Origin of the sequence: Pseudomonas sp. S34, from assembly GCF_009866745.1 — a bacterium.
Taxonomy (GTDB): domain Bacteria; phylum Pseudomonadota; class Gammaproteobacteria; order Pseudomonadales; family Pseudomonadaceae; genus Aquipseudomonas; species Aquipseudomonas jessenii.
Genome location: NZ_CP019398.1, coordinates 5112346 through 5129402 on the forward strand (window position 1 = coordinate 5112346; position 17057 = coordinate 5129402).

Annotated in this window: 15 protein-coding genes; 8 read left to right on the forward strand and 7 right to left on the reverse strand. The window is 59.3% G+C overall.

Features of this window, described 5'->3' with window-relative positions; all coding sequences use genetic code 11:
• Positions 1 to 8 precede the first annotated feature (8 nt).
• Complete coding sequence (locus tag PspS34_RS22790) at positions 9 to 1820, forward strand: sodium:proton antiporter (RefSeq protein ID WP_159390336.1); 1812 nt, start codon at positions 9 to 11, stop codon at positions 1818 to 1820.
• Between the two features lie 202 nt (positions 1821 to 2022).
• On the opposite strand, the gene rplS is transcribed toward PspS34_RS22790, so the two are convergent.
• The 5 genes from rplS to ffh all read right to left on the reverse strand — a co-directional run bounded on the left by rplS (position 2023) and on the right by ffh (position 5753).
• Entirely contained in the window at positions 2023 to 2373 is a 351-nt protein-coding gene (rplS, locus tag PspS34_RS22795; protein ID WP_003175895.1) for a 50S ribosomal protein L19, read from the reverse strand.
• Between the two features lie 45 nt (positions 2374 to 2418).
• Positions 2419 to 3171: a tRNA (guanosine(37)-N1)-methyltransferase TrmD gene (gene trmD / locus PspS34_RS22800; protein ID WP_007897583.1), complete on the reverse strand. Its 753-nt coding sequence runs from the start codon at positions 3169 to 3171 to the stop codon at positions 2419 to 2421.
• A 2-nt stretch (positions 3172 to 3173) separates the two neighbouring features.
• Positions 3174 to 3710: a ribosome maturation factor RimM gene (gene rimM, locus PspS34_RS22805; protein WP_057713414.1), complete on the reverse strand. Its 537-nt coding sequence runs from the start codon at positions 3708 to 3710 to the stop codon at positions 3174 to 3176.
• A gap of 5 nt (positions 3711 to 3715) precedes the next feature.
• The gene (gene rpsP / locus PspS34_RS22810; RefSeq protein ID WP_007972721.1) at positions 3716 to 3967 is read right to left on the reverse strand and encodes a 30S ribosomal protein S16; all 252 of its coding nucleotides are present in this window, start codon (positions 3965 to 3967) and stop codon (positions 3716 to 3718) included.
• A 409-nt stretch (positions 3968 to 4376) separates the two neighbouring features.
• Positions 4377 to 5753: a signal recognition particle protein gene (ffh, locus tag PspS34_RS22815; protein ID WP_046041990.1), complete on the reverse strand. Its 1377-nt coding sequence runs from the start codon at positions 5751 to 5753 to the stop codon at positions 4377 to 4379.
• 210 nt (positions 5754 to 5963) lie between these two features.
• On the opposite strand from ffh, the gene ccsA reads away from it, so the two are divergent.
• From ccsA to rlmF, 5 genes are all read left to right on the forward strand, one after another.
• Complete coding sequence (gene ccsA, locus PspS34_RS22820; RefSeq protein WP_154860474.1) at positions 5964 to 6776, forward strand: cytochrome c biogenesis protein CcsA; 813 nt, start codon at positions 5964 to 5966, stop codon at positions 6774 to 6776.
• 12 nt (positions 6777 to 6788) lie between these two features.
• The gene (locus tag PspS34_RS22825) at positions 6789 to 8021 is read left to right on the forward strand and encodes a transporter associated domain-containing protein (protein WP_150814686.1); all 1233 of its coding nucleotides are present in this window, start codon (positions 6789 to 6791) and stop codon (positions 8019 to 8021) included.
• Between the two features lie 409 nt (positions 8022 to 8430).
• Positions 8431 to 9747 carry an MFS transporter gene (locus PspS34_RS22830; protein ID WP_090457564.1) on the forward strand — a complete coding sequence of 439 codons (1317 nt, stop codon included), beginning with the start codon at positions 8431 to 8433 and terminating at the stop codon, positions 9745 to 9747.
• A 254-nt stretch (positions 9748 to 10001) separates the two neighbouring features.
• Positions 10002 to 12848: a valine--tRNA ligase gene (locus PspS34_RS22835; protein WP_102672256.1), complete on the forward strand. Its 2847-nt coding sequence runs from the start codon at positions 10002 to 10004 to the stop codon at positions 12846 to 12848.
• Positions 12849 to 13093: 245 nt separating this feature from the next.
• Positions 13094 to 14125 (forward strand): 23S rRNA (adenine(1618)-N(6))-methyltransferase RlmF, encoded by a 1032-nt coding sequence (rlmF, locus tag PspS34_RS22840; protein ID WP_154860475.1) that lies wholly within the window; start codon positions 13094 to 13096, stop codon positions 14123 to 14125.
• Positions 14126 to 14279: 154 nt separating this feature from the next.
• On the opposite strand, the gene PspS34_RS22845 is transcribed toward rlmF, so the two are convergent.
• Positions 14280 to 14714 carry a DUF3757 domain-containing protein gene (locus PspS34_RS22845; RefSeq protein ID WP_150814313.1) on the reverse strand — a complete coding sequence of 145 codons (435 nt, stop codon included), beginning with the start codon at positions 14712 to 14714 and terminating at the stop codon, positions 14280 to 14282.
• Between the two features lie 303 nt (positions 14715 to 15017).
• Positions 15018 to 15299: an HU family DNA-binding protein gene (locus tag PspS34_RS22850; protein WP_007905514.1), complete on the reverse strand. Its 282-nt coding sequence runs from the start codon at positions 15297 to 15299 to the stop codon at positions 15018 to 15020.
• A gap of 396 nt (positions 15300 to 15695) precedes the next feature.
• On the opposite strand from PspS34_RS22850, the gene yejK reads away from it, so the two are divergent.
• On the forward strand, positions 15696 to 16700 hold the full coding sequence (gene yejK / locus PspS34_RS22855) for a nucleoid-associated protein YejK (RefSeq protein ID WP_008018580.1): 1005 nt from the start codon (positions 15696 to 15698) through the stop codon (positions 16698 to 16700).
• The gene (locus PspS34_RS22860; RefSeq protein WP_057713407.1) at positions 16700 to 17050 is read left to right on the forward strand and encodes a glutaredoxin family protein; all 351 of its coding nucleotides are present in this window, start codon (positions 16700 to 16702) and stop codon (positions 17048 to 17050) included. The genes yejK and PspS34_RS22860 overlap by 1 nt, the downstream gene beginning before the upstream one ends.
• Positions 17051 to 17057 lie beyond the last annotated feature (7 nt).

Here is a 17057-nt window from a genome sequence, read left to right on the forward strand (position 1 = left end):
GAGCAGCAATGAGCGAGCAGCAGATTTTATTGGCATTTGGCGGGATAGGCGCGGCGGCGCTGCTTTGCCAATGGCTGGCCTGGCGCTTGAAATTGCCGGCGATTCTTTTTCTGCTGCTGACCGGCATCCTGGCTGGCCCCGTGCTGCACTTGCTCGACCCGCAAGAAATGTTCGGGCCATTGCTGATGCCGCTGGTGTCCTTGGCGGTGGCGCTGATCCTGTTCGAAGGCAGCCTGACCCTGCATCTGTCCGAGTGGCGCGAAATCGGCAGCGTCGTCCATCGCCTGGTCACGATTGGTGCCCTCTCCACCTGGGTGGTCATTGCTGTCGCCACTCACTGGCTGCTGGGGTTCGACTGGTTGCTGGCCATCCTGTTCGGCAGCCTGACCCTGGTGACAGGGCCGACCGTGATCGTACCGATGCTACGCGTCGTGCGCCCGAAAGCGTCGATTGCCAATATCCTGCGCTGGGAAGGCATTGTCATCGACCCCATCGGCGCCCTGCTGGCGGTAGTCGTCTATAGCTTCATCATTGCCAGTGCCGAAGGTAACGGCCTCAAGGAAAGCCTGCTGACCTTCGGCGGCGTGATTTTGTGCGGGAGCCTGTTCGGTATTTTTGGTGGCTGGTTGCTCGGCACCCTGATTCGCCGCCAGTGGCTGCCGGAATACCTGCACAACCTGGCGGCGCTCGCGGCAGTCCTGGGTATTTTCATTGCCTCCAACGAGGTCACCCATGAATCCGGGTTGCTGGCCGTGACACTGATGGGCATGTGGCTGGCCAACATGAAAGGCGTGGATGTACGGCACATCCTGCATTTCAAGGAAAACCTCAGCGTGTTGCTGATCTCCGGCCTGTTCATTCTGCTGGCGGCACGGCTGGACCTGAACGCCATGATCGGCCTCGGGCCTCTGGTGCTGATTTTGCTGCTGGTCATTCAGTTCATCGCCCGCCCTTTGAATGTGCTGCTGAGCACGGCGGGCTCCAGCCTGGGTTGGCGCGAACGGGCGCTGCTGGCGTGGATTGCCCCACGGGGCATCGTGGCAGCGGCGGTGTCGGCAATCTTCGCCATTCGCCTGCATGAGGCCGGTCACCAGGGAGCGTTGCTGCTGGTGCCGCTCACCTTTGCGGTGATCATCGGCACGGTGGTGTTGCAAAGCGCGACGGCACGACCGCTGGCGCGCCTGCTGAAGGTGGCGGAACCGGCACCGAGCGGCTTTCTGATCATCGGCGCCAACGGACCTGCGCGCACGCTGGGCAAGGCCCTGCAGCAACTGGGCAGTCGCGTACTGTTGACGGATTCGAGCTGGGAAAACATTCGCGCAGCCCGGATGGAAGGCTTGCCGACCTATTTTGGCAACCCGGCCTCGCAACATGCCGATGCGCATCTGGATCTGGTCGGCCTCGGGCATTTGCTGGCGTTGTCACCGTCCGGGGAGTTGAACACCCTCGCCGCAATGCGTTTTCGCCATGATTTCGGCCATCAACGGCTGTTCGGACTGGCCAGCGGCCAGGAGAGCCGACGCACCGACAAACATCGCGCCAGCCATGAACATCGCGGGCGTTTGCTAGGCAATGAGGAGTTAACCTACATCAAGCTGGCCAATCAGCTGCATCAGGGGGCTGAGTTGTACAGCACGAACCTGACCGAGGGCTTTGGCTGGGAGGACTATCAGGCGTTGCATGGCGAGCGTGCGACTCTGCTGTTTGCTCGTGATGACAGTGGCTGGGTGCATGTGGTGACGCCGGACAGTGCGGTCCAGCCTTCAGCAGGGTGGACGTTGTTGGCGTTGATTCAGCCTGAAACCAGCGACGCTACGTAAATCGCATCGCGAGCAAGCTCGCTCCCACAGGGGATCTATGGCGTTCACAGGCATTGCGGTCGCAGAAGATCTACTGCGGGAGCGAGCTTGCTCGCGATGGCCGCAACCCGGTCTCGCGTCAGGCCGCGATCCGGAGAATTCGTTAAACCGCAGGCAACAAAAAAGCAGCCCGCAGGCTGCTTTTTTGCATCGGAAGCTGGACTTAAGCCAGTTTTTCCTTGATGCGAGCTGCTTTGCCCGACAGGTCGCGCAGGTAGTACAGCTTGGCTTTACGTACGTCACCGCGACGCTTGACAGCCATGCTGTCGATTTGCGGGGAGTAGGTCTGGAAAGTACGCTCTACGCCAACACCGTTGGAGATTTTACGAACGGTGAATGCACTGTTTACGCCGCGGTTACGCTTGGCGATAACAACACCTTCGAACGCTTGCAGACGCGAACGGTCGCCTTCCTTCACTTTCACCTGAACGACAATGGTGTCGCCCGGGGCAAAGGTAGGGATCTCTTTGGTCATCTGCTCTGCTTCGAGTGCAAGGATGATTTTGTTAGTCATGCTGTGCTCCTAAGGTAAATCGTCGGATCTACCATCGATACGTTGTTAACTATCGTCCCGCTCGCGGATGTATTCCTCGAGCAGCTTCTTCTCTTCTCCAGAAAGCGAGCGGCTTTCCAGAAGATCGGCGCGTCGTTCAAAGGTCCGACCAAGGGACTGCTGTAAACGCCAACGCCGGATGTGCGCGTGATTGCCACTTAGCAATACGTCGGGAACACGCTGATCCGCATACACCTCCGGTCGGGTGTAGTGCGGGCAATCCAGCAAACCATCCGTAAAGGAATCTTCCTCTGCGGAGTCCGCATGCCCTAAAGCTCCAGGCAGCAGTCGTGTAACCGCATCGATCAGGACCATCGCCGGCAGCTCGCCGCCAGACAGTACATAGTCGCCAATCGACCACTCTTCATCGACATGAGCATCAATAAAACGCTCGTCAATGCCTTCATAGCGGCCGGCAATCAGGATCAATGCATCCAGATTCGCCAACTCGCGTACCGCCGACTGAGTCAGTTGACGGCCTTGGGGGGACAGGTAAATCACCTTCGCCGCCTCCCCGGCTGCTGCCTTGGCCTGAACCAGAGCATCTTCCAGGGGCTTGATCTTCATCACCATGCCCGGACCACCGCCAAACGGGCGATCGTCCACAGTGTGATGTCGATCCGTCGTGTAGTCTCGCGGATTCCAACAGGTGAGCTGCAAGAGCCCCTGTTTCACCGCCCGACTGGTGATGCCGTACTCGCTGATGGCGGAAAACATCTCGGGAAACAGACTGATCACTTCTACGCGCAAGTTAGCCACGCTTAGAAATCCGCGTCCCAATCCACCTTCATCTCGCCCGCGGCCAGGTCGACGGCCAACACGCATTGCTCCGTATAGGGCAACAGGCGTTCGCGATCATCCAGGCTGCCAGCGCAAGGCTTGACCACCATGACATCGTTCGAGCCGGTCTCCAGCAGGTGATCGATTTTTCCGAACAGTTGTCCGTGCGTATCGATGACCTTGAGACCTTCCAGCTGGTACCAGTAGTACTCGCCGTCGGTCAGTTCAGGGAACAGGTTGCGCGGCACGCAGATCTCATAACCGGCCAGAAGACGAGCTTCTTCGCGATCATCGAGACCCTTGAGCTTTGCGACCAGGAACTTGTCATTCCCGCGTCCGCTGACCAGCTCTACCTGCTTTACATTACCGTCACGCTTGAGCGTCCAGGTTTTGTAGTCCAGCAGGTTTTTAATCGGATCAGTAAAGGAGTACACCTTCACTTCGCCGCGAACGCCGTGAACAGAATAAATCTTGCCGATAACGATCAAATCATCAGCAATGGCTGGCGTCGCGTTCATATTGCTCAGGCCGCAGCCTTAGCAGATTCCTTCAACAACTGAGCAACGCGCTCAGAAGGTTGTGCACCAACGCTCAGCCAGTAGGCTACGCGCTCTTGGTTCACGGACAGACGAACTTCCTGACCACGGGCAACAGGGTTGAAGTAGCCAACCTGTTCCTTGTGCGAACCGTCGCGCGGGTTGCGGCTGTCGGTTACGGTCAAGTGGTAAAACGGGCGCTTTTTGGAGCCGCCAAGGGCAAGACGGATTGTTAGCATGTGAACATCGTTCCTGTAGTCGGTGCTGCAAATCTAAAGGCACAGCGGGCATGGGTGCCCGAAAGGCCGCATATTCTAAGGAATATCCGGACTTTTGCAAATGACTTTTTCCGGCGGTCTATCGGCCGCCATGCAGATTTGCTATAGAGCCGTCGTTGAAAACGGCCGGTCAGCTCCCGCCAAGTGCGGGTTTGCTGGAGATCCCGCTTCCTTGCGGGTCTGCGCCGGTGCGATGACCGGCGCGGATTCTTCTGTCCAGTCTCGCCAATAATGCTCATATTTTGGCGAGTGACTGTGGACCTCAGGCAATGCGCCGCGACGAGTCATAGCTGGCTATGGCGAGGAGCGGCAACGCAGCATGAGGTCCACAGGCGCCGCCAAAATTGAGCAGTATTGGCGTGACTGGACACTAAATCTTTGGCATGCCGCCGCCGGGCAACATTCCGCCCATGCCGCGCATCATCTTGGCCATTCCGCCTTTTGCAGAGAACTTCTTCATCATCTTCTGCATCTGCTTGTGCTGCTTGATCAAGCGGCCGATGTCCTGCACCTGGGTGCCGGAACCCATGGCGATCCGGCGCTTGCGCGAACCACTGATCATCTCAGGGTCGCGGCGCTCGGCCGGGGTCATGGAGTTGATGATGGCTTCCATCTGCTTGAATTGCTTCTCTGCCGCACCCTGGGCGTTGCCCATTTGCGCCAGGTTCACGCCACCCATGTTCGGCAGCTTGTCCATGAGCCCGCCGAGGCCGCCCATGTTCTTCATCTGTTGCAGCTGATCGCGGAAGTCTTCGAGGTCGAAGCCCTTGCCCTTCTTCAGTTTCTTGGCCAGCTTGTCGGCCTTGTCCTTGTCGAGGGTCGCTTCCGCCTGCTCGATCAGGCTGAGCACGTCGCCCATGCCGAGGATGCGCGAGGCGATACGCTCAGGATGGAACGGATCGAGCGCTTCGCTCTTCTCGCCCATACCGATGAACTTGATCGGCTTGCCGGTGATGGCGCGCACCGACAGTGCGGCACCGCCACGGGCGTCGCCGTCGACCTTGGTCAGGATCACACCGGTCAGCGGCAATGCATCGCCGAAGGCCTTGGCCGTGTTGGCGGCGTCCTGGCCGGTCATGGCGTCGACCACGAACAGGGTTTCGACCGGGTTGATCGCGGCGTGCAGGGCCTTGATCTCGCCCATCATCTCTTCATCGATGTGCAGGCGACCGGCGGTATCGACGATGACCACGTCGATGAATTTGAGTTTGGCTTCCTTAATAGCCGCTTGCGCGATCTCGACCGGCTTCTGGCTCAGGTCGGACGGGAAGAAGGTAACGCCGACTTCACCGGCGAGCATTTCCAGCTGCTTGATCGCCGCTGGACGATAAACGTCGGCGGACACGACCATGACCGACTTCTTCTTGCGCTCTTTAAGGAAGCGCGCGAGCTTGCCGGCGGTGGTGGTTTTACCAGCGCCCTGCAAACCTGCCATGAGGATGACCGCTGGCGGCACTGCGCTCAGGTTCAAATCTTCGTTGGCCGCGCCCATCAGGCTTTCGAGTTCGGCCTGGACGATCTTCACGAAGGCCTGGCCCGGCGTCAGGCTGCGTGACACCTCGGTGCCGACGGCGCGCTCCTTGACCGAATTGACGAAGTCCTTGACCACCGGCAGGGCGACGTCGGCTTCGAGCAACGCCATGCGCACTTCGCGCAGGGTGTCTTTGATGTTGTCTTCAGTCAGCTTGGCCTTGCCGGTGACATGGCGCAGCGTCTGCGAGAGACGGTCGGTTAAGTTTTCAAACATTGCGCGATCCTTTCAGGCCCTGTGTAGACCGGGATAATGGCGGCCCGGACCGGACTAAACGTGTGCTCGGCGAGCCTGCGGCGTGGGCAGGTCGCGGATTATAGCGAAGACTGCGGCCGGCGGACACCTCGCCGTCGGGTTGCGCGGTCTTTCGTGTGGCGGGGGTTCTATGCCAAACTCAGCGACTTTCGGGCTTGCCTAACAGGATTTATGCTCCCCTTGTCACCCAGCTTGCTAACTACTCTCGCCGCCGCCTGCTTGTACGCCGCTGCGACCATTTACCAGGGCACTCGCCTGGCGTCCGGCGCCAAGGTCAACAAACGCCTGCTGGTCATGCTCGGCGTGCTCGCCGTATTGGCCCACAGCGCCAGCCTGCTCACCCACCTGCTGACCCCGACCGGTCTGGCCCTGGACTTCTTCAGTGCCGCCAGCCTGATAGCCGTGGCGGTCATCGCACTGACCCTGCTGGCCTGCTCGCGGATTCCGGTGGAGAACCTGCTGGTCCTGCTGCTCCCGCTTGGGGCCTTGACCGTGTTGCTGGCGCATTTTGCTCCCGCCGGCACGGTACAGGTCATCGTTGAGGAGCCGGGCATCCTCGCCCACATCCTGCTTTCGATCCTGGCCTACGGCATGTTCACCATCGCGGTGTTCCAGTCTTTGTTGCTGCTGATTCAAGACCATCAGCTCAAGCACAAGCACCCATCCGGGCTGATCAAGAACTTCCCGCCACTGCAAACCATGGAAAGCCTGCTGTTCGGTTTCCTCTGGGCCGGCTGGACGCTGTTGTCGCTATCGCTGATTTCCGGCTGGCTGTTCGTAGAGAACCTGTTCGCCCAGCATCTGGTGCACAAAACACTGCTGGCCTGCCTGGCCTGGGTCGTTTTCAGCGTGCTGCTGTGGGGACGCAATCGCCTTGGCTGGCGCGGGCACAAAGCCATTCGCTGGACCCTGGCCGGTTTTTGCCTGTTGATGCTGGCGTATTTCGGCAGCAAGCTGGTTCGTGAATACATCCTGCATATCTGACGGGCGGCATTAATGGACGACTTGCCCATAGGGCCGATGCTCGCGGTAGTGACCCTGCTGGTTTTATGGTCAGGGCTGTTTACCGCCATCGAAGCGGCGCACCAGCATTTGCTGGCCCAGCGCACCGCAACGCGTTCCAGCGACAAACCGGTAGCGAAACTCAGCTTCCCACTGGCCAGCCTGATTTTTTGCAACACTCTGTGCCGTGCACTCGTGGTGGTCATCAGCACCTTGCTGGCCATGTTCACCTGGGCCGAGAACGGCCCGTGGGTCGCCTGCCTCGGAGCGGGCGCCATGTTGCTGGTGTTTTCCGACTATTTGCCACGCGCCCTCGCCACCCGCTATCCGGATGCGATCCTGGCCCAGGGCAACAACCTGCTGCGGTTACCGCTGAAAATCATCTATCCCGCGGCATGGCTGCTCAACAGCATCAGTCAGTTGCTGACGCGCCCATTCGCCCGTAAAGCCAAAGTGGTGCAACAAAGCGAGGACGAAGCGCTGACGGAGCGGCATGCGCCCTCCGAAACCGCAAGCCGCCCTCACCCGCTGCCAGGCATCCACGCGCTGGACAACATTACCGTCAATGACATCCTGGTACCGCGCAGCGACGTGGACGGCATCAATCTCGATGACTCCATCGAAGAAATCATCGAACAATTGCGCCACAACAAACGCACGCGCCTGCCGGTGTTCCACAGCGATATCAACCAGGTCGAAGCCGTCCTCAACACCCGACACATCCTTCATTTGCTGCCCGATGCGAGCCTGACCAGGGAAGCGTTGCTGGCGGCCAGCCACGAGCCGTACTTCGTGCCGGAAAGTACCCCGTTGCAACTGCAACTGCTCAACTTTCACAAGCAGCAGCGACGCCTGGGCATGGTGGTCGACGAATACGGCGAAGTGCTGGGCATCGTCACCCTGGAAGACATTCTCGAAGAAATCGTCGGCGAGTTCGAAAGCCAGCAGAGCCTGGACAATCCGCACATTCATCCGCAAGCCGACGGACGCTTGGTGGTCGACGGTGCCGCGTCCATTCGCGAGCTGAACAAGAGCCTCGGCTGGCACCTGCCCAGCGATGGCCCGAAAACCCTGAACGGCCTGGTGACCGAGGCCCTGGAGACTATTCCCGATAGCGCGGTGTGCCTGAAGATCGGCCGGTATCGCCTGGAAATTCTCGAGACCGAGGACAACCGTGTCACGCGGGTGCTGATCTGGCAGACCAGCTCGATGCCTGTGGTTATCTAAAACCCGACACAAATCCTTGTGGCGAGGGGGCTTGCCCCCGTTGCGCTGCGAAGCAGTGCTAAACCATGCAACTACTTTTCATCTGGTACACCGTGGCTGCCGACTTTACGACTGCTTCGCAGCCGAACGGGGCGGTGCGGCGTTCCGACAAGCCCCCTCGCCACAATGTCCTCGCAAGCCCTCTTGTTCGATCGTTAGCCACCTTCCTATAATCGAAACGCTTACCCAAGCCTCGCCGGCCCCGTGCTTACCCCGCACGTCGCAGCATCCGGCCTGTCCACCAGCAAAGTCCGCAACAAACCGACGACTGTTCCGACCTTGAACAGCGACCGTGCCTCCGCCCACATCCCTGGGTTCTCGACCATAATAATTCGCTCCACTGGAGCACATGACTGTCAGGGATAACCGCATGACGACCAGCACGACTTACAGCGACTCCACACCTGCGCAACCGACGAACTCCGCCACCCGCGTGGCCACCGCAAGCTTCATCGGTACCGCCATCGAGTTCTACGACTTCTACGTCTATGCCACCGCCGCCGCGCTGGTGATCGGCCCGGTGTTCTTTCCGCAGACATCCGGCACCGCCCAGATGCTTTCGGCTTTTCTCACGTTCGGCATCGCCTTCCTTGCACGCCCCTTGGGTTCGGCCCTTTTCGGTCACTTCGGCGACCGTATCGGCCGCAAATCGACCCTGGTCGCCTCGCTGCTGCTGATGGGCGTGTGTACCACGCTGATCGGCGTGCTGCCGGGATACGACAGCATTGGCGCCTGGGCACCGATCCTGCTTTGCGTCCTGCGCTTCGGCCAAGGCCTTGGATTGGGCGGCGAATGGGGTGGCGCGGCATTGCTGGCCACGGAGAACGCGCCGAAAGGCAAGCGCGCGTGGTTCGGCATGTTCCCGCAGCTGGGTCCATCCATCGGCTTTCTGGCGGCCAACGGCCTGTTCCTGACCCTGGCCGTGGTGCTGGATGACGAACAGTTCCGCTCATGGGGCTGGCGTATTCCGTTCCTGCTCAGCGCCGCACTGGTGATGGTCGGCCTGTACGTTCGTCTCAAGCTGCATGAGACCCCGGTATTCGCCAACGCCATGGCGCGCCAGGAACGAGTGAAGATCCCGCTGTTCGAGCTGTTCGGCCAATACTGGGCGCCCGTATTGCTGGGAGCCGGCGCAATGGTCGTGTGCTACGCGCTGTTTTACATCTCCACCGTGTTTTCCCTGAGTTACGGCGTGGCAACGCTCGGCTACAGCCGCGAAACCTTCCTCGGCCTGTTGTGCTTCGCGGTGCTGTTCATGGCTGCCGCCACCCCGCTGTCGGCCTGGGCCAGCGACCGTTATGGGCGCAAACCGGTGCTGATCATCGGCGGTGTGCTGGCGATCCTGTCCGGCTTCCTCATGGAGCCCCTGCTGACCCAAGGCTCGACCTGGGGCGTGGCGTTGTTCCTGTGCATCGAACTGTTTCTGATGGGTGTGACATTTGCGCCTATGGGGGCGTTGCTGCCGGAGCTGTTCCCCACCCACGTGCGCTACACCGGCGCCTCGGCGGCCTACAACCTGGGCGGTATCGTCGGCGCTTCCGCGGCGCCGTTCTTCGCCCAGAAACTGGTGGCGATGGGCGGATTGAGTTATGTCGGCGGTTATGTGTCCGCGGCGGCGGTGCTGAGTTTGATCGCGGTGCTGTGCCTGAAGGAAACGCGGCATAACGATTTGAATCAGATCGCCTGACAGATTGCTTTCGCGGGCAAGTCGGATCGCCGCACCGCCGCTCCCACAGTTTTTTTGTCGAACCACTATTTTGTGATCGACACTGATCCTGTGGGAGCGTGGCTTGCCCGCGATGGCGTCATTGCAGACAAAACACTCCCCGAAAAACCACAACTTTTCCCCCACCCATTGTCACCTCGCTCTACGCGCATGGGCTCATCCCCGCTATACTTCCCGGCTTTTCCTGAATAAATGCCAATAGGGTCCCGCCGCGCATGGATAAGACCTACCAGCCGCACGCCATTGAAACTTCCTGGTACAACACCTGGGAGTCAGAGAATTACTTCGCCCCGCAAGGCGCGGGCGAGTCCTACACCATCATGATCCCGCCGCCGAACGTCACCGGCAGCCTGCACATGGGTCACGGCTTCAACAACGCGATCATGGACGCCCTGATCCGTTTCCGCCGCATGCAGGGTCGCAACACCCTGTGGCAGCCGGGCACCGACCACGCCGGTATCGCCACGCAGATGTTGGTGGAGCGTCAGCTCGAAGCCAAGGGCCAGAGCCGCCATGACCTGGGCCGCGAGAAATTCCTCGAGAAAGTCTGGGAGTGGAAAGATGAGTCCGGTGGCAACATCAGCCGTCAGATCCGTCGTCTCGGTTCGTCCGTAGATTGGAGCCGCGAGCGCTTCACCATGGACGACGGCCTCTCGGAGGCCGTTAAAGAGGCTTTCGTCCGCCTGCACGAAGACGGCCTGATCTACCGCGGCAAGCGCCTGGTCAACTGGGACACCAAGCTGCACACGGCGATTTCCGACCTCGAAGTGGAAAACCACGACGAGAAAGGTTTCCTGTGGAACCTGAAATACCCGCTGGCCGACGGCGCCAAGACCGCTGAAGGCAACGACTTCCTGATCGTCGCGACCACTCGCCCGGAAACCATGCTCGGCGACTCCGCCGTGGCCGTTAACCCGAACGATGAACGCTACAAAGCCCTGATCGGCAAATTTGTCGAGCTGCCACTGGTTGGCCGCCGCATCCCGATCATCGCCGACGATTATTGCGACCCTGAATTCGGCACCGGCTGCGTGAAAATCACCCCGGCCCACGACTTCAACGACTATGAAGTCGGCAAGCGTCACAACCTGCCGCTGCTGAACATCTTCGACAAGAACGCATCGGTCCTGCCGGCTTGCCAGGTGTTCAACCTCGACGGCACGCTGAACGAAACCATCGACGGCAAGATCCCGGCCGAATACGCCGGTCTCGACCGCTTCGAAGCGCGCAAGCAGATCGTGGCCGCGTTCGACGCCGCCGGCCTGTTGGTCAGCGTTGACGATCACGCCCTGAAGGTGCCGAAAGGCGACCGCTCCGGCACCGTCATCGAGCCTTGGCTGACCGACCAGTGGTACGTGTCCACCAAGCCGTTGGCCGAGCCTGCGATTGCCGCCGTTGAAGACGGCCGTATCCAGTTCGTGCCGAAACAGTACGAAAACATGTATTTCTCGTGGATGCGCGACATCCAGGACTGGTGCATCAGCCGTCAGCTGTGGTGGGGCCACCGGATTCCGGCCTGGTACGACGAGTCGGGCAAGGTCTACGTCGGTCGCGACGAAGCCGAAGTGCGGGCCAAGCACAGCATCGGCCCGGACGTTGCGCTGCAACAGGACAATGACGTTCTCGACACCTGGTTCAGCTCGGGCCTGTGGACGTTCTCCACCCTCGGCTGGCCGGAAAAAACCGAGTTCCTGAAGAAATTCCACTCCACCGACGTCTTGGTAACCGGCTTCGACATCATTTTCTTCTGGGTAGCCCGGATGATCATGCTCACCATGCATTTGGTGAAAAACGAAGACGGCACCCCGCAGGTTCCGTTCAAGACCGTCTACGTCCACGGCCTGGTGCGCGATGGCCAGGGCCAGAAGATGTCCAAGTCCAAGGGCAACGTCCTGGACCCACTGGACATCATCGACGGCATCGAGCTCGAAGCCCTGGTGCAGAAACGCACCTCCGGCATGATGCAGCCGAAACTGGCGAAGAAGATCGAGAAGCAGACCCGTGACGAGTTCGCCGAAGGCATCGCCAGCTACGGCACCGACGCCCTGCGCTTCACCTTCTGCTCGCTGGCGTCCACCGGTCGTGACATCAAGTTCGACATGGGCCGCGTCGAAGGCTATCGCAACTTCTGCAACAAGATCTGGAACGCGGCGCGCTACGTACTGGACAAGGGCGAAGACTGCGGCCAGAACGGCGAAGCCTTTGAGCTGTCCCTGGCTGACCGCTGGATCATTTCGCAGCTGCAGCGCACCGAAGCCGAAGTGACCCGCCAGCTTGACCAGTTCCGTTTCGACCTGGCAGCACAGGCCTTGTACGAGTTCATCTGGAACCAGTATTGCGACTGGTACCTGGAACTGTCCAAGCCTGTGCTGTGGGACGAAAACGCACCGGTCGAACGCCAGCGCGGCACCCGTCGCACCCTGGTTCGCGTACTGGAAGTCGCCCTGCGCCTGGCGCACCCGTTCATGCCGTTCATCACCGAAGAAATCTGGCAGCGTATCGCGCCGCTGGCCGGTATCGAAGGCAAGACGATCATGCTGCAACCTTGGCCAGTGGCCAACGAAACACGCATCGATCAGGCGGCCGAAGATGACATCGAATGGCTCAAGGGCCTGATGCTTGGCACTCGTAACATCCGTGGCGAAATGAACATCGGCCCGGGCAAACCCCTGCCGCTGTTCCTGAAGAACGTCAGCGCCGAGGATCAGCGTCGCCTGACCGAGAACGAAGCCCTGCTGAAGAAGCTGGCGCGCCTGGAATCGATCACCGTACTGGCTGCTGGCGAAGAAGCACCGCTGTCCGCCACCGCGCTGGTCGGCGAGATGGAAGTGCTGGTGCCAATGGCCGGCTTGATCGACAAAGGTGCGGAACTGGCGCGTCTGGACAAGGAAATCCAGCGTCTGCAAGGTGAAGTGCAACGAGTCGGCGGCAAGCTGTCCAACGCCGGTTTCGTTGACAAGGCACCGGCTGAAGTCATCGAGAAAGAACGCGCCAAACTGGCCGAGGCCGAACAGGCCCTGGGCAAGCTGGCCGAGCAGCATGCGCGGATTGCCAGTTTGTAACGGCAGATCGCAATGAAAGAGGGAGGCCCATGCGGCCTCCCTTTTTTATGCCTGTCACTTTCTTACATCCAATGAAGATCTCCTGTGGGAGCGGGCTTGCTCGCGAAGAGGCCATAACACTCGATATAAATATCGACTGAAAGTCCGCTTTCGCGAGCAAGCCCGCTCCCACATTTGATCGGTGTTGCCCCACAGATGTGGGACAATGCCCGCCACTTTTAGCCATACCCGAATCGACCACCGCCATGACCGCCCCCCGCTCCCCCAAGCCTGCGCGCAAAAAGCCTGCCCCGAAGACTCCGGCCACGGCCGTCGCCCCGAAGGAAAAGGCCAGCCTGCACCCGCGCAATCGCCATCAGGGTCGCTACGACTTTCCGACGCTGATCAAAAGCGCTCCGGAATTGAAGAAATTCGTGATCATCAATCCGTACGGCAAGGAAAGCATCGACTTCGCCAGCCCTGAAGCCGTGCGGGTGTTCAACCGGGCGCTGCTCAAATCGTTCTATGGCATCGCTCACTGGGACATTCCGGCCGACTACCTGTGCCCACCGGTGCCCGGCCGCGCCGATTACGTGCACTTCCTCGCCGACCTGCTGGCCAGTGGCAATGACGGTGTGATCCCCCGTGGCGCCGCCGTGAAGGTGCTGGACATCGGCATGGGCGCCAACTGCGTGTATCCGCTGATCGGTTACAGCGACTATCGCTGGCAGTTCCTCGGTTCCGATATCGATGCGACCGCCATCGCCGCGGCGAAGGCCATCATTCAATCCAATGGCCTGAACAAAGCGATCCAGGTACGTCAGCAGAACAACCCCAAGCAGATCCTCACTGGCCTGCTGGAGAGCGCAGAGCGCTTTGACCTGACGATGTGCAATCCGCCGTTCCATGCCTCGCTGGACGAGGCCACACGGGGCAGCACACGCAAATGGCGCGCCCTGGGCAAAGCCGATCCGAAGCGCAAGCTGCCGGTGTTAAACTTCGGCGGGCAAGCAGCGGAATTATGGTGTGAAGGTGGGGAGGTGCGCTTCGTCACGCAACTGGTCAGCGAGAGCGTACAAGTGGCGCAACAAGTGCTGTGGTTCAGCACACTGGTGTCGAAGGCGTCGAACCTGCCGGCGATCCAGACCGCCTTGAAAAAGGTCGGTGCTTTGGACAGCCAAGTGGTCGAAATGGGCCAAGGCCAAAAGCAGAGCCGCTTCGTCGCCTGGACCTTCCAGACCAAAGCGCAGCAACAGGCCTGGCGTCAGGCACGATGGTCGAAAGCTACAGCCGAGTAAAAAGCCAGACGCACAAAAAAGCCGTGCCCGGATGACTCCTGTACACGGCTTTTAACAGACCTAGCGATTAACAGTGACGCTCAGATCTGTAACCACCAACTGCCTGACAACTTTCCTGCAACTTCGATAACAGGAAAGTTTGGATATCTTCGCTTTAACGTTTTGTACGAACATTCTCTGTGAACGCACAAGCTCGCGCCTCTTTGCTTTCGCAGTAATACTGACCATACCATTGCTCCCATGGTCCACTGGTATCAATACTTACAATAGTTCCCTCTCGCTTGTACCTCATATCCAGATCGCCTCCATTTTGCAGTTTGTAACCACAACGCAGAATCTCACCGGCAACAGTGCCTCTCTCGGCTGCTACGCGAGGCGCGAATATCGCCAACTCGAACTCGCCTATTGGCCCACGCCCGGTTTGCGAAACGCCGTACCATTCTCCGTCGCCACTTGCTGTCGGGGCTTTATAGATACCGGCTGCCAACTCCTTGATGTCAGAAGGACTCGGGCAGTACTCGGTAACATTTGCCAAAGCCTGGCCGGACACCAGAAACGATACGCACATCAACAACTGTTTAACTTTCATAAAAACGTCCCTGTAACCAACAACTGAAATTTGGTTTAGCTTATTACGCGAAGCCAAGCGCTACGCCTTATTGATACTACCGACCCAAGGCGCACACTCAACTATCAGTTCTGTAGGAACGTTCGTTTTATACAGAGAGAAATGTGCTATTCAGCGGAAACGGCTATCCCTATCAGGTGCGCGGGTAACAACTGCTTTCAAACAAAGGGATTATTCCAACAATTTACTTTGCGTAAACCGTTACAGCGCCCACAAAAAAACCGTGCCCGGATCGCTCCGGTGCACGGTTTTTTTTAACAAGTCTTACTTGTTAACAGCGTCGGTCAGGCCTTTGGCCACAACCAGCTTGATCACTTTCTTGGCAGCGATTTCGATGGCAGCGCCAGTCGAAGGGTTACGGCCAGTACGGGCAGGGCGCTCAGTCACTTTCAGCTTGCCGATACCCGGCAGAGTGATTTCGCCGCCGTTTTCCAGCTGATCGGCAACGATTTGGCCCAGTTGGTCCAGAGCGTTACGCGCGGTGGTTTTCGGCGCGTCGATAGCTTCAGCGATGTCGGCGATCAGTTGGTCTTTAGTAAGAGCCATGTAGTGTTCCTTCCCTATCAAATTCATATGGATTGCAGAGTGCAATGTCAGCCATCGAGCCCGATCTTCTGGATCTGGCACCCTCGGCGAAATAACCTCGGGATCGGGGTTATAGATACCGAAATCAGGGTTTGGTTCGACCTGACAAAAGCTGACTGCAGGCTTAACGCAGTGACTTCGCGCAAGACCGGGCAAAACTAGCACAGAGACGGGGAAATATCCGCCTCCAGCTACCCATTTGGTCAGCTTTATTGCTCTAAATCGGGAAAAAATCGCATAAGCGCCGCCGGTCGCCCGGGAATTGGCCTTCGCACCGCGCCAAAACCAGTGGTTGCGGTACACTGGGCGCTTTTTCGGGGGAGCGCGCCCTCCTCTCTTCATTCAGCCGAGAAGCCCATGCCGATCCGTCATTGCATCGTCCACCTGATCGACAAAAAACCCGACGGCACACCTGCAGTTCTCCACGCCCGCGACTCTGAACTGGCTGAGTCTGCGGCCATCGAGAACATGCTCGCCGACCTCAACGAAAGCTATAACGCCAAACAGGGTAAAGCCTGGGGCCTGTTCCATCCGGAATCCGGCGCGTTCCCGTTCAGCGGCTGGCTGAAGGAGTACCTCGAGGGCGGTCAGGATTTCACTGCGTTCAGCCGCGTGGCGGTCGAGCATCTGCAGAAACTGATGGAGGAATCGAACCTGTCGGTCGGCGGCCACGTGCTGTTCGCACACTATCAGCAAGGCATGACCGACTACCTGGCCATTGCCCTGCTGCACCACAGTGAAGGTGTGGCCGTAACCGACGAACTGGACGTGACCCCATCCCGCCACCTCGACCTTGGCCAGTTGCACCTGGCGGCGCGGATCAACGTTTCCGAGTGGCAGAACAACAAACAGTCCAAGCAGTACATTTCGTTCATCAAAGGCAAGAACGGCAAAAAGGTTTCGGAGTACTTCCGCGACTTCATTGGCTGCCAGGAAGGCGTCGACGGTCCGGGTGAAACCCGCACCCTGCTCAAGGCCTTCAGTGATTTCGTTGAAAGCGAAGACCTGCCGGAAGACGACGCCCGCGAGAAGACCAAGACCCTGGTGGATTACGCCAGTAGCCAGGCCAAGCTCGGTGAGCCGATGGGCCTGGAAGAGTTGTCGGGGCTGATCGACGAAGAACGCCCGAAGGCTTTCTACGATCACATCCGCAACAAGGATTACGGCCTCTCGCCGGAAATCCCGGCCGATAAACGCACCCTGAACCAGTTCCGCCGATTCACTGGTCGCGCCGAAGGCCTGTCGATCAGTTTCGAAGCACACCTGCTGGGCTCGAAGATCGAGTACGACGAGGAAGCCGGCACGTTGATCATCAAGGGCCTGCCCACTTCACTCACCGATCAGCTGAAGCGTCGCAACTGATGCTCGGCGGCGTGCTGAAGAAATTCCTGCTGATCCTGCTGGTGGTCGTGGCCTATCAGAACTGGGGCAAGATCGAGCGGGTGTTCAATCCATCGCAAGTGGTGTCGGCGCAGACGCAGGCCAAGGCCAACGTTGTGCTCTACGCCACCGAATGGTGTGGTTACTGCAAGCTGACCCGGCGCTTCCTCGATCAGAAAGGCATTGCGTACAAGGAGTTCGACATCGAGAAGGATGCTGCCGCGCGCGAGGACTATCAGGCGCTGGGCGGTGGGGGCATTCCGATCATCGATGTGAACGGGACGCTGATTCGCGGGTATGACCCGGATGCGATTCTGGCAGCGTTGAAGTAACTGTGGG

Excerpts from the sequence above, each read along its gene's own strand:
- PspS34_RS22790 (WP_159390336.1), top strand. The coding sequence starts at position 9 with ATGAGCGAGCAGCAGATTTTATTGGCATTTGGCGGGATAGGCGCGGCG.
- rplS (WP_003175895.1), bottom strand. The coding sequence starts at position 2,373 with ATGACTAACAAAATCATCCTTGCACTCGAAGCAGAGCAGATGACCAAA.
- rimM (WP_057713414.1), bottom strand. The coding sequence starts at position 3,710 with ATGAACGCGACGCCAGCCATTGCTGATGATTTGATCGTTATCGGCAAG.
- rpsP (WP_007972721.1), bottom strand. The coding sequence starts at position 3,967 with ATGCTAACAATCCGTCTTGCCCTTGGCGGCTCCAAAAAGCGCCCGTTT.
- ffh (WP_046041990.1), bottom strand. The coding sequence starts at position 5,753 with ATGTTTGAAAACTTAACCGACCGTCTCTCGCAGACGCTGCGCCATGTC.
- ccsA (WP_154860474.1), top strand. The coding sequence starts at position 5,964 with ATGCTCCCCTTGTCACCCAGCTTGCTAACTACTCTCGCCGCCGCCTGC.
- PspS34_RS22825 (WP_150814686.1), top strand. The coding sequence starts at position 6,789 with ATGGACGACTTGCCCATAGGGCCGATGCTCGCGGTAGTGACCCTGCTG.
- PspS34_RS22830 (WP_090457564.1), top strand. The coding sequence starts at position 8,431 with ATGACGACCAGCACGACTTACAGCGACTCCACACCTGCGCAACCGACG.
- PspS34_RS22835 (WP_102672256.1), top strand. The coding sequence starts at position 10,002 with ATGGATAAGACCTACCAGCCGCACGCCATTGAAACTTCCTGGTACAAC.
- rlmF (WP_154860475.1), top strand. The coding sequence starts at position 13,094 with ATGACCGCCCCCCGCTCCCCCAAGCCTGCGCGCAAAAAGCCTGCCCCG.
- PspS34_RS22845 (WP_150814313.1), bottom strand. The coding sequence starts at position 14,714 with ATGAAAGTTAAACAGTTGTTGATGTGCGTATCGTTTCTGGTGTCCGGC.
- PspS34_RS22850 (WP_007905514.1), bottom strand. The coding sequence starts at position 15,299 with ATGGCTCTTACTAAAGACCAACTGATCGCCGACATCGCTGAAGCTATC.
- yejK (WP_008018580.1), top strand. The coding sequence starts at position 15,696 with ATGCCGATCCGTCATTGCATCGTCCACCTGATCGACAAAAAACCCGAC.
- PspS34_RS22860 (WP_057713407.1), top strand. The coding sequence starts at position 16,700 with ATGCTCGGCGGCGTGCTGAAGAAATTCCTGCTGATCCTGCTGGTGGTC.